General features: G+C 48.1%; 23 protein-coding genes and 1 tRNA gene. 11 read left to right on the top strand and 13 right to left on the bottom strand.

Going from position 1 to position 23246, the window contains the following annotated elements; translation table 11 throughout:
* Positions 1-13 precede the first annotated feature (13 nt).
* Both C4S60_RS15530 and gpmM read right to left on the bottom strand, forming a co-directional pair.
* Positions 14-1156: a murein hydrolase activator EnvC family protein gene (locus C4S60_RS15530; protein WP_425275139.1), complete on the bottom strand. Its 1143-nt coding sequence runs from the start codon at positions 1154-1156 to the stop codon at positions 14-16.
* A 159-nt stretch (positions 1157-1315) separates the two neighbouring features.
* Positions 1316-2848 carry a 2,3-bisphosphoglycerate-independent phosphoglycerate mutase gene (gene gpmM / locus C4S60_RS15525; protein ID WP_103881275.1) on the bottom strand — a complete coding sequence of 511 codons (1533 nt, stop codon included), beginning with the start codon at positions 2846-2848 and terminating at the stop codon, positions 1316-1318.
* Between the two features lie 383 nt (positions 2849-3231).
* Here gpmM and C4S60_RS15520 point away from each other — a divergent pair, with 383 nt between their 5' ends.
* The 4 genes from C4S60_RS15520 (at position 3232) to cysE (ending at position 6381) form a co-directional block, all read left to right on the top strand.
* Positions 3232-3666, top strand: coding sequence for a rhodanese-like domain-containing protein (locus C4S60_RS15520; RefSeq protein ID WP_103881274.1), 435 nt, complete (start codon positions 3232-3234; stop codon positions 3664-3666).
* A 158-nt stretch (positions 3667-3824) separates the two neighbouring features.
* A complete protein-coding gene (gene secB / locus C4S60_RS15515) occupies positions 3825-4292 on the top strand; it encodes a protein-export chaperone SecB (RefSeq protein WP_103881273.1) in 468 nt (155 codons plus the stop codon).
* 206 nt (positions 4293-4498) lie between these two features.
* Positions 4499-5521, top strand: a complete 1023-nt coding sequence (gene gpsA / locus C4S60_RS15510; protein ID WP_103881272.1) for an NAD(P)H-dependent glycerol-3-phosphate dehydrogenase — start codon at positions 4499-4501, stop codon at positions 5519-5521.
* 38 nt (positions 5522-5559) lie between these two features.
* Complete coding sequence (gene cysE, locus C4S60_RS15505; protein ID WP_103881271.1) at positions 5560-6381, top strand: serine O-acetyltransferase; 822 nt, start codon at positions 5560-5562, stop codon at positions 6379-6381.
* Positions 6382-6443: 62 nt separating this feature from the next.
* On the opposite strand, the gene C4S60_RS15500 is transcribed toward cysE, so the two are convergent.
* Positions 6444-7790: an MATE family efflux transporter gene (locus tag C4S60_RS15500; protein ID WP_103881270.1), complete on the bottom strand. Its 1347-nt coding sequence runs from the start codon at positions 7788-7790 to the stop codon at positions 6444-6446.
* A 232-nt stretch (positions 7791-8022) separates the two neighbouring features.
* Between C4S60_RS15500 and C4S60_RS15495 the strand changes: the two genes are divergently transcribed.
* The 3 genes from C4S60_RS15495 to C4S60_RS15485 all read left to right on the top strand — a co-directional run bounded on the left by C4S60_RS15495 (position 8023) and on the right by C4S60_RS15485 (position 10775).
* Positions 8023-8313, top strand: coding sequence for a co-chaperone GroES (locus C4S60_RS15495; RefSeq protein ID WP_031493033.1), 291 nt, complete (start codon positions 8023-8025; stop codon positions 8311-8313).
* Positions 8314-8381: 68 nt separating this feature from the next.
* Positions 8382-10019 carry a chaperonin GroEL gene (groL, locus tag C4S60_RS15490; protein WP_103881269.1) on the top strand — a complete coding sequence of 546 codons (1638 nt, stop codon included), beginning with the start codon at positions 8382-8384 and terminating at the stop codon, positions 10017-10019.
* A 192-nt stretch (positions 10020-10211) separates the two neighbouring features.
* Positions 10212-10775 (top strand): VC2662 family protein, encoded by a 564-nt coding sequence (locus C4S60_RS15485; protein WP_103881268.1) that lies wholly within the window; start codon positions 10212-10214, stop codon positions 10773-10775.
* Between the two features lie 44 nt (positions 10776-10819).
* Here C4S60_RS15485 and C4S60_RS15480 read toward each other — a convergent pair whose 3' ends face one another.
* Both C4S60_RS15480 and epmB read right to left on the bottom strand, forming a co-directional pair.
* Positions 10820-11278 (bottom strand): MgtC/SapB family protein, encoded by a 459-nt coding sequence (locus C4S60_RS15480; RefSeq protein WP_103881349.1) that lies wholly within the window; start codon positions 11276-11278, stop codon positions 10820-10822.
* Between the two features lie 101 nt (positions 11279-11379).
* Entirely contained in the window at positions 11380-12402 is a 1023-nt protein-coding gene (epmB, locus tag C4S60_RS15475) for an EF-P beta-lysylation protein EpmB (protein ID WP_103881267.1), read from the bottom strand.
* 34 nt (positions 12403-12436) lie between these two features.
* Between epmB and efp the strand changes: the two genes are divergently transcribed.
* Entirely contained in the window at positions 12437-13003 is a 567-nt protein-coding gene (efp, locus tag C4S60_RS15470) for an elongation factor P (protein WP_103881266.1), read from the top strand.
* 70 nt (positions 13004-13073) lie between these two features.
* On the opposite strand, the gene frdD is transcribed toward efp, so the two are convergent.
* The 4 genes from frdD to frdA are packed head-to-tail and all read right to left on the bottom strand — an operon-like array spanning position 13074 to position 16395.
* On the bottom strand, positions 13074-13436 hold the full coding sequence (gene frdD, locus C4S60_RS15465; RefSeq protein ID WP_103881265.1) for a fumarate reductase subunit FrdD: 363 nt from the start codon (positions 13434-13436) through the stop codon (positions 13074-13076).
* 10 nt (positions 13437-13446) lie between these two features.
* On the bottom strand, positions 13447-13830 hold the full coding sequence (frdC, locus tag C4S60_RS15460; RefSeq protein WP_042478867.1) for a fumarate reductase subunit FrdC: 384 nt from the start codon (positions 13828-13830) through the stop codon (positions 13447-13449).
* A gap of 1 nt (position 13831) precedes the next feature.
* Positions 13832-14572 carry a succinate dehydrogenase/fumarate reductase iron-sulfur subunit gene (locus C4S60_RS15455; RefSeq protein ID WP_103881264.1) on the bottom strand — a complete coding sequence of 247 codons (741 nt, stop codon included), beginning with the start codon at positions 14570-14572 and terminating at the stop codon, positions 13832-13834.
* Positions 14572-16395, bottom strand: coding sequence for a fumarate reductase (quinol) flavoprotein subunit (frdA, locus tag C4S60_RS15450; RefSeq protein ID WP_103881263.1), 1824 nt, complete (start codon positions 16393-16395; stop codon positions 14572-14574). Before frdA ends, C4S60_RS15455 begins: the two co-directional genes overlap by 1 nt.
* Before the next feature lie 250 nt (positions 16396-16645).
* Here frdA and epmA point away from each other — a divergent pair, with 250 nt between their 5' ends.
* The gene (gene epmA, locus C4S60_RS15445; RefSeq protein ID WP_425275141.1) at positions 16646-17620 is read left to right on the top strand and encodes an elongation factor P--(R)-beta-lysine ligase; all 975 of its coding nucleotides are present in this window, start codon (positions 16646-16648) and stop codon (positions 17618-17620) included.
* Here epmA and C4S60_RS15440 read toward each other — a convergent pair.
* The 4 genes from C4S60_RS15440 to rsgA form a co-directional block, all read right to left on the bottom strand.
* Complete coding sequence (locus tag C4S60_RS15440; protein WP_103881262.1) at positions 17617-18513, bottom strand: DMT family transporter; 897 nt, start codon at positions 18511-18513, stop codon at positions 17617-17619. The two genes, epmA and C4S60_RS15440, sit on opposite strands and share 4 nt — an antisense overlap.
* A gap of 108 nt (positions 18514-18621) precedes the next feature.
* Positions 18622-20037, bottom strand: coding sequence for an SLC13 family permease (locus C4S60_RS15435; protein WP_103881261.1), 1416 nt, complete (start codon positions 20035-20037; stop codon positions 18622-18624).
* 222 nt (positions 20038-20259) lie between these two features.
* Positions 20260-21147 (bottom strand): archaetidylserine decarboxylase, encoded by an 888-nt coding sequence (gene asd, locus C4S60_RS15430; protein ID WP_103881260.1) that lies wholly within the window; start codon positions 21145-21147, stop codon positions 20260-20262.
* A 130-nt stretch (positions 21148-21277) separates the two neighbouring features.
* Positions 21278-22333 (bottom strand): small ribosomal subunit biogenesis GTPase RsgA, encoded by a 1056-nt coding sequence (gene rsgA, locus C4S60_RS15425; protein ID WP_103881259.1) that lies wholly within the window; start codon positions 22331-22333, stop codon positions 21278-21280.
* 99 nt (positions 22334-22432) lie between these two features.
* Here rsgA and orn point away from each other — a divergent pair, with 99 nt between their 5' ends.
* Positions 22433-22978 (top strand): oligoribonuclease, encoded by a 546-nt coding sequence (gene orn / locus C4S60_RS15420; RefSeq protein WP_103881258.1) that lies wholly within the window; start codon positions 22433-22435, stop codon positions 22976-22978.
* Between the two features lie 175 nt (positions 22979-23153).
* Positions 23154-23229: transfer RNA gene (locus tag C4S60_RS15415), tRNA-Gly, on the top strand.
* Positions 23230-23246 lie beyond the last annotated feature (17 nt).

Here is a 23246-nt window from a genome sequence, read left to right as displayed (position 1 = left end):
GAACCTAGTTTTATTATCTCAGCCAGCTCTTTGGATTCTGCACTTTACTGTTGCGGCGGATTTCGAAGTACAAAGAAGACGATGCCTGTCCCCCGGTGTCACCGGCCAGAGCGATAGTTTCACCTGCCGCCACTTTATCTCCCTCTTTTTTCAGTAGGGTTTGGTTGTAGCCGTACAGGGTCATATCACCTTTACCATGATCCAATAGAACAACCAAACCGTACCCTCTCAGGTAATCAGCAAAGACGACCGTGCCCGAGTAGACAGACTTGATGGACTCGCCGTATTTGGCCTGGATCACCATCCCTTTCCAGTTAACCTGACCAGTCTGTTTAGTACCAAAGCTGTGCAGGATGCTGCCTTTGACGGGCCAGGGGAGTTTACCTTTCTGTCTCGCTAAACCATCCATTGGCACTTGATTGCGTTTTGCGGCTTTGGCTATCTCTGCTTTCAGGCGGGTTTCATTACGCTGAAGTTCAGCGAGGTAGGTTTTATCGCTGGAAATGCTCTTTCTGATCTTGGAAACGGTGCTCTTTCGGCTGGATTGGTTTTTGGCTAACGCATTACGTTTTTGCTGTTGTTTCTCGAGCAACTGAGCGATCTGGTTGCGTTCTAGCTCTAGTGCTCGTTCATTCTCGGCCAGCTCCAGTTCGGTTTGTGCCAGCAGTTCCAGTGTTTCTGCTCTGGCTTTGGCCAGATGTTGATAATACTGACTGATACGGTCTTCATCCGGATTGGTACTAAGGATGCTGGAGCCGGAGTTATTCTGCTTAGTGACGTAATAGGTTTGCACTAACTCAGCCAGTATACTTTGTTGCGTTTGCTTCTGTTCTGTCAGAGCCGCTATCTGTTTCTGGAATTCATCCAGATTACGATTCGCCTGAGTCAGCTGAGTGCTGGTTGCTTTGATCTCTTTTTCAATATTCGAGATCCCAACTTCTTGCTCTCGTAATGCTTTTTGCAGCTTGTCGAGCTCTTTCTGCTGTGCCGAGAGCTCCTTCTTCTGACGATTGATTTCGCTTTTCACCCCAGAAAGCTCATTCTGGCTGGCGACAGCATGACTCGCTGGGAGAGTGAGCCCCAGGCAGGTGATTCCAAGACACATCAGCAGTGCCGTCATTCGTTGGGTAAAAACTATGTGCTTGTTAGATTTCATGCTAGTTCCGCTCAGAGCATCGACGCTGCTTGTCGTGACCAAGTGTTTCATTAGAAAGCCATTATATCCACAGATAGGCCTGGCGGTGCAAGCATACAAAAACGCCGATGCGGGTGCATCGGCGTTTTATTAACTGTGTGTCATGATTTCGCTAACGGATTACTTAACCAGGATGTCGCCAGACATTTCTGCCGGGATTTCCATATCTGTCATCGCCAGCATGGTAGGTGCAAGATCAGACAGTTTACCGCCTTCCTTGAACTCAACTGCTTTCTCACCGATGTAGATCAGAGGTACAGGTAGGTTAGTGTGAGCAGTGTGCGTACCGCCAGTCACTGGGTCTACCATCATCTCTGCGTTACCGTGGTCAGCCGTGATCAACATTTGACCGCCCACTTCTTTAATAGCGTCTACAACTTTACCTACGCTCGCATCCAGCGCTTCGATAGCTTGCTCAGCCGCTTCGTAAACACCTGTGTGACCAACCATATCTGCGTTTGGATAGTTACAGATGATGGTGTCGTACTTGCCAGACTTGATAGCCGCAACCATTTTTTCAGTCAGTTCTTCAGAACTCATTTCTGGTTGTAGGTCGTATGTCGCTACTTTTGGAGAAGCAACAAGCTGACGCTCTTCGCCATCAAATTCGTTTTCAACACCACCGTTGAAGAAGAAAGTCACGTGCGCGTATTTCTCTGTTTCAGAGATACGTAGCTGAGTTTTACCCGCTTTAGATAGCCACTCACCGTATGTGTTCTCAAGAGACGCTGGTGGGAAAGCGATAGATAGTGGGATGTCAGCAGCGTATTGCGTCAGCATTACGAAGTCGATAGCCGGGAATACTGCGCGCTCAAAGCCGTCAAACACAGGTACGAAAGTACGAGTGATTTGACGCGCACGGTCAGCACGGTAGTTCATGAAGATAACTGCGTCGCCATCTTGAATTGCAGCGTCTTCTTGATCCGCTGTTTTGATCGCTGTTGCTTTCACGAACTCATCGTTTTCTTCACGAGCGTAGGCAGCTTCAAGACCCGCAACTGCGCTGTCGTAAGTGAATTCTGCTTTACCTTGAGTCAATAGGTCGTAAGCAACTTGAACGCGGTCCCAGTTGTTGTCACGATCCATTGCGTAGTAACGACCGATTAGCGATGCTACGCGGCCTTTACCAAGCTCAGCAAAAAGCTCATCAAAACGCTTTAGTGAACCTTCAGCGCTACGTGGTGGCGTATCACGGCCGTCCAGGAAGCAGTGTAGGTAGATTTTCTCTGCGCCACGCTCAGCCGCCATTTTAACCGCTGCGTAGATGTGGTCTTCGTGAGAGTGTACGCCACCTGGAGACATCAGACCCATCAGGTGTACTGCTTTACCAGCTGCCACTGCTTTGTCGATAGCCGCTACCAGAGCTTCGTTCTGAGAGAACTCACCGTCAGCGATCGATTTAGTGATACGAGTAAGGTCTTGGTATACGACACGACCCGCACCGATGTTGGTGTGACCCACTTCTGAGTTACCCATTTGACCGTCTGGAAGACCTACGTCCATGCCAGATGCAGAAATTAGAGTACGTGGGTTGTTTGCCCACAAGCCGTCCATTACTGGAGTCTTTGCGTTGTTGATTGCGTTGCTTGCGTTGTCTTCACGGTAACCCCAACCGTCAAGAATCACTAGAGCCATTGGCTTCTTAGCTGACATAGTTATAACCTCGTCAAATCGATAGTAACTTTACAGAAAACAAATTAGCGTAATTTTACTACACTTTTTAACCAAAACTGTAGTGGCAGATCAAATAATGTTTGTGATTGCCGTTACTTGTTTTCAGTTTTGGCCAGAAGAATGCGCCATTTGAATTCAGTGTGAGGTAATCATAGTCGTTATTTTTAGATGATTCCTCGGCTTTGTATCTATTATTACTCGTGTTCCAGTGACTTTGACTAATCGGTTTTTTCTATCTTTGCGATAGTAAAGGAGAAGGATCCCAATTCTTTCCTCGAAACATTTTCCCCTCTCGCCACAACGAGACTAAGCCGCTATACTCCTCGACTGATTTAATGTTCAACTATCAAAGAGCGCAAGCTATGCAAGAGTATTTAGAATTTTTTCAACAAAACATGATCATGTCGCTAGTGTGGGTTGCACTATTTGTTGCTCTGATCGCCAACATCGTCAAATCAGCGAATGCGGCATATAAAGAAGTATCTGCGGCACAAGTGACTCAGATGATGAACCGTGAAAATGGCGTCGTAGTGGATATCCGCTCGAAAGATGAGTTCAAACGCGGTCACATCACGGATGCGGTTAACGTTCTTCCGTCTGAAATCAAATCAGGTTCTATTCCAAGCCTTGAAAACCATAAATCAGACCCAATCATTGTAGTATGTAAGACTGGACAAACGGCGCAAGAGAGCGCGAACCTACTTGCTAAAGCGGGTTTTGAGAAGGTTTACTTGCTGAAAAATGGTCTGGTGGCATGGGGTGAAGCAAACCTACCACTGATCAAAGGCAAAAAGTAACCAAGAATTTGAGTGATTTCGCGGCAGTTATGACTAAGGGATGTGATAAGTGCCACGGAATTAACGGCTCGCCTAGTCATAGACCATTGGCTCGGATAGTCTGCAAGACAACTCATAAACGTTTTTGACAATTTTAGACGTATTTAAGGAAAACCATCATGGCTGAAGCAGCTCCACAAGAAGCACAACAAAACTTCGCAATCCAACGTATCTTTCTAAAAGATGTATCTTTTGAGGCTCCGAACTCTCCAGATATGTTCCAGAAAGACTGGAACCCAGATGTTAAGCTGGATCTTGACACTCAAAGCCGTGAACTAGGTCAGGGCATCTATGAAGTGGTTCTTCGCCTAACGGTAACAGTGAAAAACGCAGAAGAGACGGCGTTCCTATGTGAAGTACAACAAGGTGGTATCTTCACAGCTGAGCAAATGGAAGCCGGTCAGCTTGCACACTGTCTGGGTGCGTTCTGCCCGAACATTCTATTCCCATACGCTCGTGAGACTATCTCAAGCCTGACTATGAAAGGTACGTTCCCACAACTGAACCTTGCACCAGTAAACTTTGATGCATTGTTCATGAACTACCTGCAGCAGCAAGCTCAACAAGAAGGTCAAGCAGAAGCTTAATCTCTGTTCGCAGATCAAACCTCTGCGCGAATGAGCATACTGAACCAAAATGCACAGCGCACTGCGATGTGCATTTTTTATTTATTGGCACAGACTTAAAATAGTGATGTTGAGTGTTATAGCCAAGTCATCCCGAGTGACAGGTGTATCTGGGTCACTTGGCTATAAAAACGAAACACAGTCATAACGACAAATTGGGTGATGTTATGAATAACGCATATGGAAAAGAAATCGCAATGACCGTTATCGGTGCGGGCTCTTACGGCACATCTTTAGCGATCTCTCTTGCAAGAAATGGTGCGAACGTCGTGATTTGGGGACATGAACCAGCGCATATGGCGAAGCTAGAAGCTGATCGTGCTAATCATGAATTCTTACCTGGAATTGAATTTCCTGAGTCGCTGATTGTTGAATCCGATCTTAACAAAGCGGTTCAGGCGAGTCGTGATCTGCTGGTCGTAGTGCCAAGCCATGTATTTGGCATTGTATTGAACAGCATCAAACCGCACCTGCGCGACGACAGCCGTATTTGCTGGGCAACCAAAGGATTGGAGCCTGAAACGGGGCGTCTGCTGAAAGATGTGGCGCACGACATTATCGGTGAAGATTACCCGCTAGCGGTGCTCTCAGGCCCGACGTTTGCCAAAGAACTGGCGGCAGGGCTTCCAACCGCAATCGCAGTGGCTTCACCCGATGCGCAGTTTGTGGCGGATCTGCAAGAGAAAATCCATTGCAGCAAAACCTTCCGTGTTTACGCAAATGACGACTTTACCGGTATGCAGCTTGGCGGTGCGGTGAAAAACGTGATTGCCATTGGTGCCGGGATGTCGGATGGCATTGGTTTTGGCGCCAATGCGCGTACGGCATTGATTACCCGAGGTCTGGCGGAAATGTGTCGCTTGGGAGCGGCTTTAGGGGCAAAACCAGATACCTTTATGGGGATGGCAGGATTGGGTGATTTGGTCCTAACCTGTACTGATAACCAGTCGCGCAACCGCCGCTTTGGCCTGGCGTTAGGTCAGGGGAAAGATGTGGACACGGCACAGACTGAAATTGGTCAGGTGGTAGAAGGTTACCGCAACACCAAAGAGGTGTGGTTACTGTCTCAGCGTATGGGTGTTGAAATGCCAATTGTTGACCAAATCTATCAAGTATTGTATCAAGGAAAAGATGCACATCTTGCGGCGCAAGATCTGCTCGCCAGAGACAAAAAAGCAGAACAGCAATAATGTCTGCTTGTGATTGAGTACCAATCGTAGGACGAACCATGAAACACTGTGAAAAGAAAAATGTCTGGGAGTGCATTGTCAGGGAAGCGCGAGAGCAAGCGGAACAAGAGCCGATGCTGGCGAGCTTCTACCATGCCACCATTATTAACCATGAAAGCTTCGGTGCGGCGCTGAGTTATATTCTGGCTAACAAACTGAAGACGGCCTCAATGCCAGCGATGGCAGTACGTGAAGTGGTTGAGCAAGCATTTGATGCCGATCCGACCATTACGGATGCCGCAGCTTGTGACATTTGTGCGACGGTGAATCGAGATCCTGCGGTGTCAATGTATTCAATGCCATTACTCTACCTTAAGGGCTATCATGCGCTTCAGGGCTATCGGGTAGCGAATTGGTTATGGAATCAGGGACGTAACGCTCTGGCCACGTATCTGCAAAACCAGATTTCGGTGGCGTGCCAGGTGGACATTCACCCGGCAGCCCGTATCGGTAAAGGCATCATGCTTGACCATGCTACCGGTATTGTCATCGGTGAAACCGCAGTGGTAGAGAACGATGTTTCAATCCTGCAAAACGTGACACTGGGCGGTACAGGTAAAGAGTCTGGCGATCGACATCCGAAGATCCGTGAAGGTGTGATGATTGGAGCGGGTGCTAAGATTCTGGGTAATATCGAAGTGGGTAAAGGTGCCAAGATTGGTTCTTGTTCCGTGGTACTTCAGCCTGTTCCGCCGCATACCACGGCGGCGGGTGTTCCTGCGAAGATTGTCGGTAAGCCGAAAACCGATATGCCATCTTTGGATATGGATCAGCAATTCAATGGCAAATCACAGACCTTTATGGGTGGTGATGGCATCTAAGTCAGCTGACTGAATATAGAACACGAAAAAGCCAAGGCATTGCCTTGGCTTTTCTTTTGGGTCTATTTTGACATCGAAGGTAGATGCTTTCGTCTTACCGATAGCGCATACAGGTAGGCGAGAACGCCGCCAATCACATTGCCTAGGGCAACGCCAATAAACATCCCTTCCACCCCATACAAAACGCTACCAAGCGCGGCGGCAGGTAATGTAAAGGCAAACAGGCGTAACGCGCTCCACATAAAGGCCTTATTGGGCTCATGCAGGGCGTTCAGGCCACTTCCCAACATCATAATGATGCCCTGAAAGCCGTAACTGAATGGCACCACAAGCAGGTAGTGCCAGAGAATATCGCGAACGGCTTGTTCCTGAGAAAACAGGGCGGAGATAGGGATACTGAGTGGCACCATCATGACAAATATCAGCAGTTGGAACATCAGTGAAAATCGAATGCTGAGGAACAGGCCTGCGAAACTGCGTGCCGGCTGTTTGGCGCCGAAATTTTGCGACATAAAGGGTGTGAGTGCCGAACTGAGTGATATCAACACCAGTATCAGTATCGATTCCACCCGTTGCGCTGCACCGTAGGCGGCCACGGCAGCCGTCCCATGCACTGACAGCATCTTCATCAAAATGGCCCCGGAGATCGGTGACATAGCGGTAGACAGTCCTGACGGCGTGCCGATGCGCAGTATTGCTAACCAGTCCTGCCAAAGCTTTGCAGGGCGCAGCTGTCCCAACAGTTTCTCACGCTTGGTCAGCACATACAGCGACCCGCACAGCGCACCAAACCAAGCGATGCCGCTGGCGATGGCCGCTCCCCGAATACCCAGCTCCGGGAAGGGACCTATTCCAAAGATCAGTAGCGGATCGAGTAATCCGTTGATGAAGCCCGATAGCATCATGATTTTGGCTGGAGTTTTGGTATCACCGGTGGCACGAATGGCGCTGTTTCCTGCCATCGGGATCACCAACAGTGGTACCGTAAAGTACCAAATCACCATGTATTCATGGATAAGAGGCAGAATATCATCGCTGGCACCGAGCAGCTTGAATAATGGGTCTATGGTGAGTAAACCAAAGGTGGAAGCCAGAGTGACCAATACCACGGCGAGAATCAAGCCGTGGGTAGAGAAGCGGGCGGCGTTATCAGTATTACCCTGGCCCAATTGGCGCCCGATGTGGGTCGACAGGCCCATACCGATGCCCATGGTAATGCAGTTCACTCCAAACGTGACCGGAAAGGTGAAACTGATGGCCGCCAGCGCCTTAGTGCCGAGCAGCGAAATGAAAAAAGTGTCGACCAGATTGAACGCCAGTATGGCAACCATGCCAAATACCATAGGAACGGTCATGTTTCTAAGGACGGTGGATATTGGTGCAGAAAGTAGGCCGTGTTTATCTTGCATGGCATTCGGTGCTGATGAAACAGGCGCTTAGGATACAGCAATTGACTGGCGGGCGCGAGAAAGGGATGGGTTGTGCGGGGCAATCCGGCGACAAAGCTCATTTTCGTTATTTTTGTCACAAATTTTTGCCACTCTGCCCTTGGGATTAGCAAAAACGTCCCCAACATATTCAACACAAGGCCTTGAAGGCAATCTAATAAGCTAAATGGAAAATAATCAGGAGAATCGACCGATGAATATCCGTCCTCTACACGACCGAGTTATCGTTGAGCGCCAAGAAGTTGAATCTAAATCTGCTGGCGGCATCGTGCTAACTGGTTCTGCTGCAGAAAAATCAACACGTGGTACTGTTCTGGCTGTAGGCAAAGGCCGCATCCTGGAAAATGGCACTGTGCAGCCATTGGATGTGAAAGTAGGTGATACGGTGATCTTTGCTGAAGGCTACGGCACGAAAACAGAAAAGATCGACGGTAAAGAAGTTCTGATCATGTCTGAAAATGACATCATGGCTATCGTTGAATAATTAAGTAGACGTTGAGTAATTTTTTACTCTAAACAAGCTATCCACTGAATTTAGATAAGGAAATAACAATGGCTGCTAAAGACGTTAAGTTTGGTAACGACGCACGAATCAAAATGCTAGAAGGTGTAAACGTTCTGGCTGACGCTGTAAAAGTAACATTGGGCCCTAAAGGTCGTAACGTAGTTCTAGATAAATCTTTTGGTGCACCAACCATCACTAAAGATGGTGTTTCTGTAGCGCGCGAAATTGAGCTGGAAGACAAGTTCCAGAACATGGGCGCACAGATGGTGAAAGAAGTTGCTTCTCAAGCAAACGATGCGGCGGGTGACGGTACAACAACTGCGACAGTACTGGCTCAATCTATCATTTCTGAGGGCCTGAAAGCAGTCGCTGCTGGCATGAACCCAATGGATCTGAAGCGCGGTATCGACAAAGCCGTTGCCGCTGCGGTTGAAGAGCTAAAAGCCCTGTCTGTTGAGTGTAAAGATACTAAAGCGATCGCTCAGGTTGGTACTATCTCTGCAAACTCTGACTCTACTGTGGGTAACATCATTGCGGAAGCAATGGAAAAAGTAGGTCGTGATGGCGTTATTACAGTTGAAGAAGGTCAGGCTCTACATGATGAGCTAGACGTAGTGGAAGGTATGCAGTTCGATCGCGGTTACCTATCGCCTTACTTCATTAACAACCAGGAAGCAGGTAGCGTTGATCTAGAGAGCCCATTCATTCTTCTTATCGACAAGAAAGTTTCGAACATCCGCGAGCTTCTACCAACACTAGAAGCAGTAGCGAAAGCATCTCGTCCACTGCTTATCATCGCAGAAGACGTAGAAGGTGAAGCGCTAGCGACACTTGTTGTGAACAACATGCGTGGTATCGTGAAAGTGGCAGCTGTTAAAGCACCAGGTTTCGGTGACCGTCGTAAGTCTATGCTACAAGACATCGCTATCCTAACTGGCGGTACGGTTATTTCTGAAGAAATCGGTCTGGATCTTGAGAAAGTAACGCTAGAAGACCTAGGTCAGGCTAAGCGTGTAACCATCACTAAAGAAAACTCAACCATCATCGATGGCGCGGGTGAAGAAGCGATGATTCAAGGTCGTGTGGCACAAATTCGTCAACAAATCGAAGAAGCAACGTCTGACTACGATAAAGAGAAACTTCAGGAGCGTGTAGCGAAACTGGCTGGCGGTGTTGCAGTAATCAAAGTTGGTGCAGCGACTGAAGTTGAAATGAAAGAGAAGAAAGACCGCGTTGAAGACGCACTTCACGCCACTCGAGCTGCGGTAGAAGAAGGCGTAGTTGCTGGTGGTGGTGTCGCACTTATCCGCGCAGCATCTAAAGTAGCGGGTCTGGAAGGCGACAACGAAGAGCAATCAGTGGGTATCCGCGTTGCACTTCGTGCAATGGAAGCGCCAATTCGCCAAATCACGGCGAACGCAGGTGATGAAGAGTCTGTGGTTGCAAACAACGTGAAAGCGGGCGAAGGTAGCTACGGCTATAACGCAGCAACGGGTGAGTACGGCGATATGATTGAGATGGGCATCCTAGACCCGACGAAAGTAACGCGCTCGGCACTTCAATTTGCAGCTTCAGTTGCCGGTCTGATGATCACAACAGAAGCTATGGTCACTGACGCACCACAGAAAGACGCACCAGCAATGCCTGATATGGGCGGTATGGGCGGCATGCCTGGCATGATGTAATCACATCAGAAAGCACTGACAAAGCCGAAGGGAAACCTTCGGCTTTTTTTGTGTCTGCTGTAATGTTCATCATGTATTCTGCCAATCTGTTGCAGAATATGACACTGAACTGACATTTTTTATGGTTGTCCTTCTTAGCATCGTCTAGACTTATGTTTTGACAACAAAAAAATGTCAGTGGAGACAAACAAAATGAAAAAAATGATTTCAGCCCTAGCAGTGGCAGCCGCAGTGGCATCCCCAATGGCGCTTGCAGACAGCTCACCAGTGATGTTCTCAACGCTAAACGGTTTTAACGCACCAGATGCCAATGCAGTGGGTGGTGTTCGCCTTGCCGTGCTTCACGGTCAAGTAAATGAAGTAAAAGGTGTCGACTTCTCTGTTCTGGGTATGTCTGAGACTCAACGTACCACGGGTGTAAACTTCGGTCTGTTCTTTGGTGCGTCTAAAGTAACGCAAGAAATGAAAGGTGCGTCTTTAGGTATCTTTAACTGGAACACTGGTAAAACGACAGGCGTGAACCTGGCAGCAGTGAACGTGACCAACGACGTTAAAGGTCTTAACTGGAGTGCTGTGAACTACTCAGAAGGCTACACAATGGCCGATATTGGTCTGGCAAGCTTCTCTAACAAGTCTAATTTCCAGTTCGGCTTCTTCAACAAGACTAAAACTATTGATGGTGTACAGATTGGTCTGATCAACTGTGCAGACAATGGTTTCTTCAAGTGTTTCCCAATCATCAACTTTGCTAAGTAATTTGATGTTTTGATTAAAAGCCCTGAGAATGACTCAGGGCTTTTTTATTTCCTCATCCGGTTACGTTTTTGAATGGTCTGATGTACACCACGACGTAAGCTTTTAAAACTACTTTCAATCTTGTCTACTCCCAGTAACACCGTCAGTGCTAACAGCGTAAGTATGACGGATTCTTTATGATGACCAAGTCCTATCATCATCCCTAAGCCCGCTAACACCCAAATTACCGCTGCGGATGTGACCCCATGAATCTTGCCATCCTGCGACATCATGACCCCAGCCCCTAAGAAGCCTACGCCGGTAATAATCTGTCCCAGCACTCGGGCCTGATCCAACGTGTTCGGTGACAGTGAGACGGCCATCGACATAAATAGGTACGTACCTGAGATGATCAGTATCGCCGTTCTGATGCCCACAGGTTTGCCTCTGGTTTGGCGTTCCAGTCCGACAAGTGCGCCATTGAGCATACAAGCGCCAAGTGCCTGCCAGGAGAAAGGTCCCATATCGAGTAGTTGTGTCAGTTCCACATTGCCTCCTAAAAAGCGCAGTATCTGACTATTAGACCGTCTGATCGAACAAAAATATTTTGTCGAGACGAAAAAGGTTACTCGAGATGTAAATCCAGTGGTGTCTTGCTGGCTCTACCGCCTTCTTCTCGCGTCAGTTTAGGGACTAAATACCCAGACACTCGTTTAATTAGTCCTTGAATGATGGCTTTGGCATCGTCATCGCTAATAAAGAAGTGTGCCGCACCTTGAACCTTATCCAACACGTGGAGGTAATAAGGCAATATGCCCGCAGAAAACAGCGCATGACTGAGGGCGATTTGCACCTCTACCGTGTCATTGACACCTTTTAACAGAACCCCTTGATTGAGCAAGGTAGTGCCGGCCGTTTTCAACTGCTGCATCGCGAAGCGAAACTCGTCATTGATCTCATTGGCGTGATTGATGTGGGTGACCAGAATCGTGTTCAGGCGGGTGGTCGCCAGCAGTTCGCACAACTCGGTGGTGATACGTTGCGGTATCACCACCGGAAGACGACTGTGAATTCGCACGGTTTTCAGATGAGAAATGGCCTGAGCTTTGTCGAGTAGCCATCGCAACTCTGCATCTTTGGCCATCAGCGGATCGCCGCCGGATAAAATGATCTCATCGATTTCAGGGTGGTCAGCGATATAGTCGAGTGCCTTTTGCCAGTTCGCTTTACCGCCTTTGTTGTCCTCATAGGGGAAATGACGCCTGAAGCAGTAGCGGCAATTCACGGCACAGCCTCCTTTGACGATCAACAGGGCACGATTGTGATACTTGTGCAGCAGTCCGGGCACGGCGGCATCCTGCTCTTCAAGCGGATCTTCAGAGTAGCCCTCATGAACCTCAAACTCCTGAGTCAACGGCAGTACCTGACGTAGTAATGGGTCAAACGGGTTGCCTTTTTCCATGCGATCGACAAAGCTTTGTGGAACACGCATAGGAAACAGGCGTCTCGCTTTAAGCCCATTTTCCCATGGGGTCGCATCAATTTGCAGCTGTGCGAGCAGCTCATGAGGGTCTGAGATCGCATTCGATAGCTGTTTGAGCCAGTTTTGCTCAACAGAAACAAGATTTCGGGTTATGATAGGCGACATTAAATTTCAACTCGAAGAACACTAAGAGGATACAATGGCTACTGTTAGCACAAATGAATTTAAAGGCGGTCTTAAGCTAATGCTGGATAGCGAGCCTTGCGTAATTCTAGAAAACGAATACGTCAAGCCAGGTAAGGGTCAGGCATTCAACCGCGTAAAAATTCGTAAGCTTCTGTCTGGTAAAGTTCTAGAGAAAACCTTCAAGTCTGGCGAAACCGTTGAAGTTGCTGACGTGATGGACATCGACCTAGATTACCTGTACACAGATGGTGAATTCTACCACTTTATGAACAGCGAAACATTCGAACAAATCGCTGCAGACGTAAAAGCGGTTGGTGACAACGCGAAGTGGTTGGTAGAAAACAACACTTGTATGATTACTCTTTGGAATGGTAACCCAATTACGGTGACTCCGCCTAACTTTGTTGAGCTTGAAGTTGTTGAAACTGATCCAGGCCTGAAAGGCGACACTCAGGGTACCGGTGGTAAACCTGCAACACTAAACACTGGTGCTGTGGTTCGCGTACCGCTTTTCATCCAGATTGGTGAAGTGATCAAAGTGGACACGCGTACCGGTGAGTACGTAGGTCGTGTGAAGTAAGCACTGTTGCTTCTGAACTAAGAAAGGTCGCCATGGGCGACCTTTTTAGTTTTCGTGTCATTAAAATCGATTAAATCATAAAGATAAAGATGACAGATAGAGCACTAATTAATCCTGCAAAGAAGTAGCAAGCAATTTTACCCGCCACACCTGCGTGAATTTTCAGATCGTGCATACCATGATGTAAACGGTGCATCGCATGCCACATCGGCAGTGCTAGCGTAGCAATAATAAATAGTGCGCCGATAATGCTGGTCGCAAAGTCAGCCACACGTTCATAGCTCATTGCTTCCGGGTTAATGATGCCCATTGGAACTAAGATGCCTAGTACCAGTACAGTCACCGGAGTGATCATGGCAAACCAGGTACCACCAGCACCAAACAGTCCCCACCAAACTGGTTCGTCAGAGCGTTTTGGGTTTTGATTAATCACGATTCACTCCTTATACAATGATGAGAACAACTAGTGAGATAGCCGCAACCGCAGCCCACTGAGCAAGAACGATGGTTTTCTTCTCCACCGGTTTGCCTTTCAGTTTGATCGGCATAACTTGAGGCATCATGCTAAAGAAGGTCTGTGCATGGAACAGGCTACCCGCTAGCGCGACGATGTTGATAGCAATAACAATAGGGTTAGCCATAAAGTCTAACCAACCTTGCCAGGCTTCAGGTCCTTTCACTAGCGAACCTAAACCGAATGTCAGGAAGATAGTGAATAAAATAAGTGGTAGAACCGTGGCTTCACGTAGCATGTAGAAGCGATAAAATGGGTGATCTTTCCACCAAGTTCGCTTCATTTCACGAACGTAAGGTTTTCTGTTACTCATTCTATGCCTCCTGTGGTTTTAGCATTGCAATAACGAAGTCTTGTGAAGACGCCACTTTACCTTGGTTTACCGCAGCTGCTGGGTCAACGCTCTTCGGACATACTTCAGAGCAGTAACCAACAAACGTGCAGCCCCAAGCGCCATTCTCACCATTGATCATCTTCATACGCTCAGCCGCGCCATTGTCGCGGCTATCCAAGTTGTAGCGATGGGCCAGTGTCAGAGCGGCAGGACCGATAAACTCAGGGTTTAAGCCAAATTGAGGACAAGCCGCGTAGCAAAGACCGCAGTTGATACAACCAGCAAACTGCTTGTACTTAGCCATTTGCTCAGGCGTTTGGATGTTAGTGCCATCTTCTGGCTTACGGTCGTTGCCAATGATGTATGGCTTGATAGCTTCAAGGCGCTCGATAAATGGCGTCATATCAACAATCAAATCTTTCTCGATTGGGAAGTTGGCAAGCGGCTCAATCTTCAGACCATTTTGGTTATCACGAAGGAAGCTCTTACATGCCAGTTTCGGCACGCCGTTCACCATAATGCCGCAAGAGCCACAAATTGCCATACGGCAAGACCAGCGATAAGACAGATCTTTGTCTAAGTGATCTTTGATGTAGCCAATGGCGTCGAGCACAGACATGGTCTCATCAAACGGAACCTCGAAGGTTTGGAAATACGGTTCTGCGTCTTTCTCAGGGTCGTAGCGCAGGATTTCCACTTTCTGAATACGGTTTGCTGACATTATGCTTGCTCCTCCGCACTTTGGTCTTTATTAGCTTGTTTTGCGGCTTCTTCAGCGGCTGCTTTCTCTGCCGCTTCACCATATAGGCGCGCTTTTGGCTGCGACTTAGTGATGGTTACATCGCTGTAATCAATGCTCGGTGCATTGTCTTCATTGAAGAAGGCCAGTGAGTGTTTTAAGAAGTTCACGTCATCACGTTCGGTACAGCCTTCGTCCAGGCGTTGGTGTGCACCGCGAGATTCTTTACGTAAGATTGCAGAGTGAACCATGGCTTCAGCCACTTCCAGGCCGTAGCCGACTTCAATCGCATATAGCAGGTCCGTGTTGAATACCTTGCCTTTATCTTTGATACTGATTTTCTTATAACGCTGCTTAAGCTCGGCGATCTTCTCAAGCGTCGCTTGCATCAGGTCTTCTTGACGATAGATACCACAGCCCGCTTCCATGGTGTGACCCATTTCGGTACGGATTTCTGCCCAGTTCTCATCGCCCTCTTGGTTCATTAATGCAGCGATGCGAGCTTCGACTGCTTTCACTTGCTCAGCGATGGCTGCGTCATCCCAACCCTTGAAGGTTTTTGCGCGCTCTACGGCTTGCTCACCCGCTACGCGGCCAAATACCACAAACTCAGCCAGCGAGTTTGAGCCGAGGCGATTGGCACCGTGCAGGCCAACAGAGGCACATTCACCGACAGCAAATAGGCCTTGGATGCGCGTTTCACACTGACCATCGGTCTCAATACCACCCATGGTGTAATGAACTGTCGGACGAATTGGAATAGGCTCTTTCGCCGGATCAACGTTGACGTAGGCTTTCGCAAGTTCACAGATAAACGGCAGGCGCTCTTGCAGATACTCTTCACCGAGGTGACGAAGATCCAGATGAACCACATCACCCAGCGGGTGTTTGATAGTGTTGCCTTTCTGTTGTTCATGCCAGAAAGCTTGAGAAACTTTGTCACGTGGACCCAGTTCCATGTATTTGTTTTTAGGCTGGCCTACTGGTGTCTCAGGACCCATGCCATAATCTTGCAGGTAACGGTAGCCGTTCTTGTTAACGATGATACCACCTTCACCGCGGCAACCCTCGGTCATTAGGATCCCCGTTCCAGGAAGGCCGGTAGGGTGGTACTGGACAAACTCCATGTCACGCAGTGGGACACCATGACGATAAGCCATCGCCATACCATCGCCTGTGACGATACCGCCGTTGGTGTTGCAGTGATAAACACGACCAGCACCACCGGTTGCCAATACCACGGATTTTGCCTTGATGGTGACGAGCTCGCCTTCAGACATATGAATGGCAATCAGACCCTGAACTTCGCCCTCAACCACAAGCAGGTCGACCACAAAGTACTCGTCAAATCGTTTAATTTGCTCGTACTTCATCGACGTCTGGAACAGGGTATGAAGCATATGGAAGCCGGTTTTATCAGCAGCAAACCATGTGCGTTCTACTTTCATACCACCGAAACGACGAACGTTGACTTCGCCATTTTCCTTACGGCTCCATGGGCAACCCCATTGCTCCATTTGGATCATTTCACGAGTGGCATTCTTTACAAAATATTCAACAACGTCCTGTTCACAAAGCCAGTCACCACCACCGACGGTATCGTTAAAGTGGTTGTCTAGGCTATCTTCATCCTTGATTACAGCTGCAGAGCCTCCTTCCGCCGCCACGGTATGTGAGCGCATAGGGTAAACTTTTGAAATCAAAGCAACTTCCATTTCTGGGTTTGCTTCTGCTGCTGCAATGGCAGTACGAAGACCAGCGCCGCCTGCGCCGATGACTGCGATATCTGTGGTAATTGTTTTCACAGTTATCCTCCAGTGTGTGAGAGCGAGTTAAGCTCGCGAGTTATAATTAAACGCTTAAATAAGCTTTTATAAAGTAGGGGTTTATATTAGATAAGCTCCATGGCAAAAAAATTGATTGAGTTAGGTTTTTGCACCGGAAATGCAAAGTGAAGCATAGTATTTATATGATGTGTGACTAAAGTCACGTGATATTGAGTCGTGACGCGCAAAATCGTACAATTATCAATAAACAGAGCTAATGAGTTTAATTATGATTTGCAATGACTGGCAGCCAACAGCCTCTATGGCTTTGCTACGAAAAAGAGCGGAAATTATTCATCAAATTCGGGACTTTTTCCTATCAAGGAATGTAATGGAAGTTGATACCCCTGCAATGAGTCATGCGACCGTGACAGATATCCATTTACATACCTTTCAAACAGAGTTTGTCGGTCCGGGGTACGCCGATGGTCGCAAGTTGTATTTTATGACCAGTCCGGAATTTCACATGAAAAGGCTATTGGCAGCGGGCAGTGGCTCAATCTACCAGATCAATAAAGCGTTTCGTAATGAAGAAAGCGGTCGCTATCATAATCCTGAGTTTACCATGCTGGAGTGGTATCGAGTAAACTTCGATCATCATCAACTGATGGACGAAATGGATGAATTACTCATGATGGTGCTGGAAACCGGTCAAGCTGAGCGTATGACTTATCAGCAGGCCTTTAAAGCGCACTTGAATGTTTGTCCCTTGAGCGCGTCAATGGAGCAACTTCGTGCAGCCGCGCATCCGTTAGGTTTGAGTGATATTGCTGATAAAGAGCAGGATAGGGATACGCTGTTGCAATTGCTGTTTAGTGTCGGAGTTGAGACTAAAATTGGTCAGCAGACACCGGCTTTTGTTTACGACTTTCCGGCTTCCCAGGCGGCGTTAGCCAAAGTGAACCCGGGCGATCCTCGAGTGGCTGATCGTTTTGAAGTCTACTACCAGGGGATCGAGCTTGCTAATGGTTTTCACGAACTGGATAACCCCAAAGAGCAGTTGGCCAGATTTGAGCAAGACAATCAAAAGCGGCGAGAAATGGGCTTGGCACCGCAGCCCATCGATCATCATCTTATTGGCGCTCTGCAAGCAGGATTGCCTAAATGTGCAGGGGTTGCTTTGGGTGTCGACCGATTGATCATGCTGGCGGCAGGTGCCTCCCATATTGATGAAGTCGTGGCTTTCCCGTTTCCAAGAGCTTAGCCAACCAAAATCCCCGTTCCCGTCACGGCAAACAGAGCGCCTAACCAGGCAAATCGGTTAGGTCTCTGTCCGGTGTAGAGCCAGAGCAGAGGCAGCACCATAATCGGTGTTGTGGAGGAGAGCAGGGCGACCATCCCTACATTCCCTGTCTGTAGGGCAAACAGAATCAAGGTCATGCCAACCGCCATGGCCAGAAAACCATTCAAAGCGGTGATGCCGAACACAGGCCAGGTAATCGGGTTCAGGCTTTTGGCATGTCTTGCGCCTGTAAACAAGAATAGGCTGTGGGCAATAAATGCGGTGATCATACGTATGGCCGATGCAGCCACAGGATCAATAGCCGTTTGCATTACCGGCTTAGCAATGATTCCCCCTAGCGCCTGACACAGTGCGGCAGTGATCCCTAATCCGACACTAAACCACACGTTGCCTTTGATCGTTTCCAGTTCGAGGGATTTGCTGTTGGTTTTGCCGCGGCGTCCAAAGAAAATCGCGGTGGCGACGCCGGAGAATACCAGCGCAGAGCCCAGTAACTCAGTGGGAGTCATGGTTTCTGAAAACAGGAAATAACCAAGGACGGCAGAGAATACCGCGTGGCAAGAAAACAGCAGTCCTGCCTGTCGGGGACCCATCCGATTCAGGCAAGCAAACAGCGCTGTATCACCAATAAAAATTCCGATCAGTCCGGAAAACATCATTGGAGTAACGTGACTACTATCGACACTACTCCAGCCGCCTGTTATCGCTGCCATGGACGATAGCATGAGTGCGGTGCAACCCATCCTCCAGCGACTGTAGGAGAAGGACCCCAGATGTTTGGCGGGCTTGACCGAAATAATGCTGGATACCGCCCACAAAAAGGCGGCGATCAGCGCCAGCCATTCGAATCCCATAACTTTCCCTGTTGAAAATTTCCGTTAATTCATCAGGTTTTACTACGGTGCGGAATAAAGTGCAATCAAATCCTCCCTCTTATCGAGGGAGGCATTTGCATCTTGGTGTTATGTGATGATGAGGGCTGCAGAATAGACGATCAACAGGCCAATGACACCGATAATAACCCCCGTTTTCGCCATGTCTTTACTCTCAATAAGGCCAGTCGAATAAGCCAGTGAATTAGGCGGCGTGGATACCGGTAGTATCATGCCCAGTGAAGCAGAGAAGGCGACCACGACCAGAAGCCCTTGCAGTCCCCCTATGCTGGCCAGACTTTCCATTGAGGCACCGATGGCGGCGGCAATGGGCATGAGTAAGTTTGCGGTTGCGGTATTGGACATGAAGTTTGCCATCAGCCAACAGACGATCGATAGGGTGATCACGACGGCGACAGGAGAGAGCGATTCATAATCGATCGCATGGGCCAGAGCTTCTGCAAGACCGGTTTTATCCAAACCAATCCCAATGGCAATTCCCCCTGCCACCAACCAGAGCACGTCCCAGTTGATCAATTTCAGTTCGTCTTTACCCATAATGCCGGTCAGCGTAAACACCGCCAGAGGAATGATCGAGACCACGTAAGTGTTCATACCATGCAGTTTTGTCGTCATCCACAGTAGAATCGTAGTGGCAAAGGTGGCGTACACGACCATTGCACGCCAACTTTTCAGGAATCGTCCTTCTAGTTTAAGCACCATTTTGTCTTCTGAGGAAGGGAACAGCTTCTGTAGTAAGAACCAAGCGATAGTAAGCTGAACGATCACGAAGGGCAGTCCCATCATCATCCATTGCAAGAAGTCGATACTGTTCTCCCCAGTCAGATATTGCAGGGCGATGGCGTTCGGTGGCGTACCAATCGGAGTGGCGATGCCGCCAGTGTTAGCCGCTATCGGGATGCACAATACCAAGGCCTTGATACCTAAGTCGCCCTTCGGTGCCGAGGCGACAATGGGGCCGAGCAAAGCCAGCATCATCACTGTGGTTGCAGTATTAGACATAAACATCGAAAACACGGCTGTAATCAACATCAATCCAAGCATGATGAATTTTGGCTGAGTGCCAAATGGCTTCAAAAGTACCCGGGCAAGGTTATTGTCGAGTTCGTATTTTGATGCGGCAATGGCCAGTGCAAATCCTCCCATGAAAAGAATGATGATAGGGGAGGAAAATGCACTGAAGATATCGGTGTATGACATCAACTCACCAAGATCGTGTCCGGCTGGTGGTGTTCTGAACAAATGCAGACCTTTATCCGATATCATGATGAGTTCCAATGCGATGATCAGAATGGAGGTCGCAAACACCGGTACCGGCTCCAGAACCCAGAGTAAGGCGGCAAGAAGAAAAATGGCCAGCAGGCGATGTTGAATCAGTGTCAGATCGTCAATCGGAATCCAGTCAATAGGCATCATAAGGACACCCAGTGGCACGATAAAGCAGATGATAAGCCTTATCAGAGTGCCAGTATTTATCTTTGGCATAGGCGAGAGTACCGAGGTTAATATTTGGACTGCTACCTAGGTTAAAAGATAATCATAATAGGGTCTTAGACAGGTGTTAAAGTTTTGAAAAATAGAGGGAAGATTTGGGAAGAGTTTTGTTTTGTATCAAACTTAACATCGGCTGGATATTGCTCATCTCACTCAGTCTGGTACTCACAAACAAAAAACGGTGCCGAAGCACCGTTTGGGAATGAGTCGGAGTTACTGGTCCGGCAATTCATTTTCAGTTGACTGAACAGTATGAGCATAAGGTGTGCCCATCACTGTTGGCGCGTTGTTTGCCATGCTGTCATCGAATCGAATGCTGTTCTTGGCAAACAGGTTGATCACGGTAGAGCCTAGCTTGAATCGACCCATCTCGTCGCCTTTTTTCAGCACGACAGATTTCGTCCCTTCTGCAGGGTAGTCCCATGTGTAAACGGTATTACCTCTTGGTGGCGTAACTGTGCCAGCCCAGATAAGCTCAATACTGCCTACGATCGTTGCACCAACGAGTACCTGAGCCATAGGACCAAACTCGGTGTCAAAAATACAGACTACGCGCTCATTTCGGGCAAATAGGTTAGGTACGTTCTCTGCAGTCAGTGGGTTAACGGAGAACAGATCACCAGGTACATAGATCATCTGGCGTAACGTACCGTTACACGGCATATGTACTCGGTGATAATCACGTGGAGACAGGTAAAGTGTTGCGAATTCGCCTTCCGCAAACTCTTGCGCTAACGCCTCATCACCACCCAGTAGTTCTTGCGCTGTGTAATCGTGATTCTTCGCCTGAATAAGCTTTCCATCCTTGATAGGACCAAACTGGCTAACACAAGCATCTGCTGGGTGCGAGATAACCGTTTCCCCCTCAGCAAGTGGACGGGCACCTGGCTTCAGCTCACGCACAAAAAACTCATTAAAGGTTTTGAAGTGGGCTGGATCGGTGTGCAATGCTTCGTCCATGTTGACGTTATATTGCTTAATAAACCAACGAATGATCGCTGTTGTCAGACCGCCGGCTTTCGCTGACGCCAGTTTACCCACAAGACGGGTCAGACCGTGTTGAGGTATCCAGTATTGCAGTCCAACTTTAATCTTATCCATTGTCTAATATTCCAACGTTAATTGAGTGTTATTAATTCAGGGCGCGAGATACTAAATTAAATCTCGCTAAATGTCAGCAAATTGTGACGACGGCACTGGCAGAGTGTTAATCCGGTCCAGTCGTGCAATATTACAGATCCGCTTTCTTGTTTCTGGAGTACTGACGATTGGCTTTGCCTTCAGCCATGCTGTCGATAATACGGTGATAGTTTTCAAAACGAACCGGGTCTATTTTTCCGTCTTCTACCGCTTCACGTAAAATGCAACCGGGGTCATCAAGGTGCTTACAGTCGCGGAATTTACACCCTCCGAGATAAGGCTTGAATTCCACGAAAGCTTCTGTCACTTCGTTAGGCTCTAAATGCCAAAGACCAAATTCTCGAACGCCAGGGGAATCAATCAAATCGCCACCTGACGGGAAGTGGTACAATCTGGCTGCTGTCGTGGTGTGTTGACCTAGTCCCGAGGTGCTGGAGATTTCTCCTTCCTCAACATCTAGCTCAGGCATTAACGCATTGACCAGGCTGGATTTACCGACACCTGATTGGCCGACAAAGATATTGATCTTACCTTGCAGGTGAGACTCCAGCTCCTTGATCCCTTCACCAGACTCCTTACTGACCAGTAGCACTTTGTAGCCAATTTTTTGGTAAACATTCAGGAGTTGATAAAACTCATCACGGCTTTCTTCTGGTAGCAGATCTATTTTGTTTAAGACCACAAGGGGCGCTATCTGTAGGGTTTCTGAAGCGATCAGGTACCGGTCGATAATGTTCAGTGACAATTCAGGCACAACGGCAGAGACAATGACCATTTGATCTACGTTCGCCGCAACGGGCTTCAGACCATCGTAATAATCTGGTCGCGTAAGTATTGACGTTCTTGGCTCGACCGCTTCCACGACACCGGAAATACCGTGCATCGACTCCAGGCCGACGCGCCATTTAACCCGATCTCCGGAGACCAGGGACTCTATCCCCCGTCGCAGGTTACAGCGATGGATTTCCTTGCTGTCGAGATCTTCAATATCAGCGTGTTGCCCAAATCGGGTGATGACTAATCCCTGCTTCACAGCACCAAGCATGGTCTCATCCCACTGGACGGTCTCTTCTTTTGCCAGTTTCTTTTTTTGGTTGCTGCGTACTCGACGCACTTGACCTTTTGTCAGTTTTTTCTTTTTCGCCACGATATTTCAATGATGCCAATTGCATCAAACCATTTGGGTTACTGAGTTTAATTTGGGTATAGTACCTCTTTTAGCAGAAAACAAATAGACGAGGGCGTTATGTCTTTCAGCGATGACAATCTGATTTGGGTTGATTTGGAAATGACAGGACTGGATCCTGAGGCTCACAAGATCATCGAGATCGCGAGTATTGTGACGGACAGTCAATTGAACATTCTGGCGGAAGGGCCTGTCATCGCGATTCATCAACCTGATGAGGAACTTGCTAAAATGGACGACTGGTGCACTAATACACACACAGCAAGTGGCTTGGTAGACCGTGTTAAAGCGAGTCAACATAGCGAGCTGAGTGCGATCAAAGAAACGATCGCGTTTCTTGAGCAGTGGGTGCCAAAAGGGAAATCGCCTATCTGTGGTAACAGTATTGGTCAGGACAGAAGGTTTTTGTACAAACACATGCCTGAACTGGAGCAGTACTTTCACTATCGGTATGTAGATGTCAGTACCATCAAAGAGTTAACCCGCCGCTGGAAACCTGAGGTGTTGGATGGGTTCTCTAAGCAGGGGACGCATTTGGCATTGGATGACATTCGTGAGTCGATCGCTGAGCTCAAGTACTATCGTGAAAACATTTTTACTATTTGATCTTTAAATCGTTGTTAAAAAGAGTACCTTAGGGCTGTCCCTGCTGGAAAAATGGCGCAAATCTGTGTGCTTTTTCATCAAACGAAAAAAAAGATCGTTTTTTTGCGGATAAGGACTTGCATCACAAAAAAATGCTCTTATAATTCGCAGCCCTGAACGACGAAAGACGTTCCATGCGACACTAGCTCAGTTGGTAGAGCGCAACCTTGCCAAGGTTGAGGTCACGAGTTCGAACCTCGTGTGTCGCTCCAGTTTGAAAGTTCTCACG

Origin of the sequence: Vibrio hangzhouensis (assembly GCF_900107935.1) — a bacterium.
GTDB classification, from domain to species: domain Bacteria; phylum Pseudomonadota; class Gammaproteobacteria; order Enterobacterales; family Vibrionaceae; genus Vibrio; species Vibrio hangzhouensis.
This window is presented reverse-complemented; position numbering and strand designations above follow the sequence as displayed.

What these genes read in the sequence shown, in the direction of transcription:
- cysE (WP_103881271.1), top strand. Translation starts at nt 5,560, where the DNA reads ATGAAACACTGTGAAAAGAAAAATGTCTGGGAGTGCATTGTCAGGGAA.
- C4S60_RS15530 (WP_425275139.1), bottom strand. Translation starts at nt 1,156, where the DNA reads ATGAAATCTAACAAGCACATAGTTTTTACCCAACGAATGACGGCACTG.
- frdC (WP_042478867.1), bottom strand. Translation starts at nt 13,830, where the DNA reads ATGAGTAACAGAAAACCTTACGTTCGTGAAATGAAGCGAACTTGGTGG.
- C4S60_RS15485 (WP_103881268.1), top strand. Translation starts at nt 10,212, where the DNA reads ATGAAAAAAATGATTTCAGCCCTAGCAGTGGCAGCCGCAGTGGCATCC.
- C4S60_RS15480 (WP_103881349.1), bottom strand. Translation starts at nt 11,278, where the DNA reads ATGGGACCTTTCTCCTGGCAGGCACTTGGCGCTTGTATGCTCAATGGC.
- efp (WP_103881266.1), top strand. Translation starts at nt 12,437, where the DNA reads ATGGCTACTGTTAGCACAAATGAATTTAAAGGCGGTCTTAAGCTAATG.
- epmA (WP_425275141.1), top strand. Translation starts at nt 16,646, where the DNA reads ATGATTTGCAATGACTGGCAGCCAACAGCCTCTATGGCTTTGCTACGA.
- secB (WP_103881273.1), top strand. Translation starts at nt 3,825, where the DNA reads ATGGCTGAAGCAGCTCCACAAGAAGCACAACAAAACTTCGCAATCCAA.
- epmB (WP_103881267.1), bottom strand. Translation starts at nt 12,402, where the DNA reads ATGTCGCCTATCATAACCCGAAATCTTGTTTCTGTTGAGCAAAACTGG.
- gpmM (WP_103881275.1), bottom strand. Translation starts at nt 2,848, where the DNA reads ATGTCAGCTAAGAAGCCAATGGCTCTAGTGATTCTTGACGGTTGGGGT.
- C4S60_RS15455 (WP_103881264.1), bottom strand. Translation starts at nt 14,572, where the DNA reads ATGTCAGCAAACCGTATTCAGAAAGTGGAAATCCTGCGCTACGACCCT.
- C4S60_RS15520 (WP_103881274.1), top strand. Translation starts at nt 3,232, where the DNA reads ATGCAAGAGTATTTAGAATTTTTTCAACAAAACATGATCATGTCGCTA.
- orn (WP_103881258.1), top strand. Translation starts at nt 22,433, where the DNA reads ATGTCTTTCAGCGATGACAATCTGATTTGGGTTGATTTGGAAATGACA.
- C4S60_RS15440 (WP_103881262.1), bottom strand. Translation starts at nt 18,513, where the DNA reads ATGGGATTCGAATGGCTGGCGCTGATCGCCGCCTTTTTGTGGGCGGTA.
- groL (WP_103881269.1), top strand. Translation starts at nt 8,382, where the DNA reads ATGGCTGCTAAAGACGTTAAGTTTGGTAACGACGCACGAATCAAAATG.
- asd (WP_103881260.1), bottom strand. Translation starts at nt 21,147, where the DNA reads ATGGATAAGATTAAAGTTGGACTGCAATACTGGATACCTCAACACGGT.
- gpsA (WP_103881272.1), top strand. Translation starts at nt 4,499, where the DNA reads ATGAATAACGCATATGGAAAAGAAATCGCAATGACCGTTATCGGTGCG.
- C4S60_RS15500 (WP_103881270.1), bottom strand. Translation starts at nt 7,790, where the DNA reads ATGCAAGATAAACACGGCCTACTTTCTGCACCAATATCCACCGTCCTT.
- C4S60_RS15435 (WP_103881261.1), bottom strand. Translation starts at nt 20,037, where the DNA reads ATGCCAAAGATAAATACTGGCACTCTGATAAGGCTTATCATCTGCTTT.
- C4S60_RS15495 (WP_031493033.1), top strand. Translation starts at nt 8,023, where the DNA reads ATGAATATCCGTCCTCTACACGACCGAGTTATCGTTGAGCGCCAAGAA.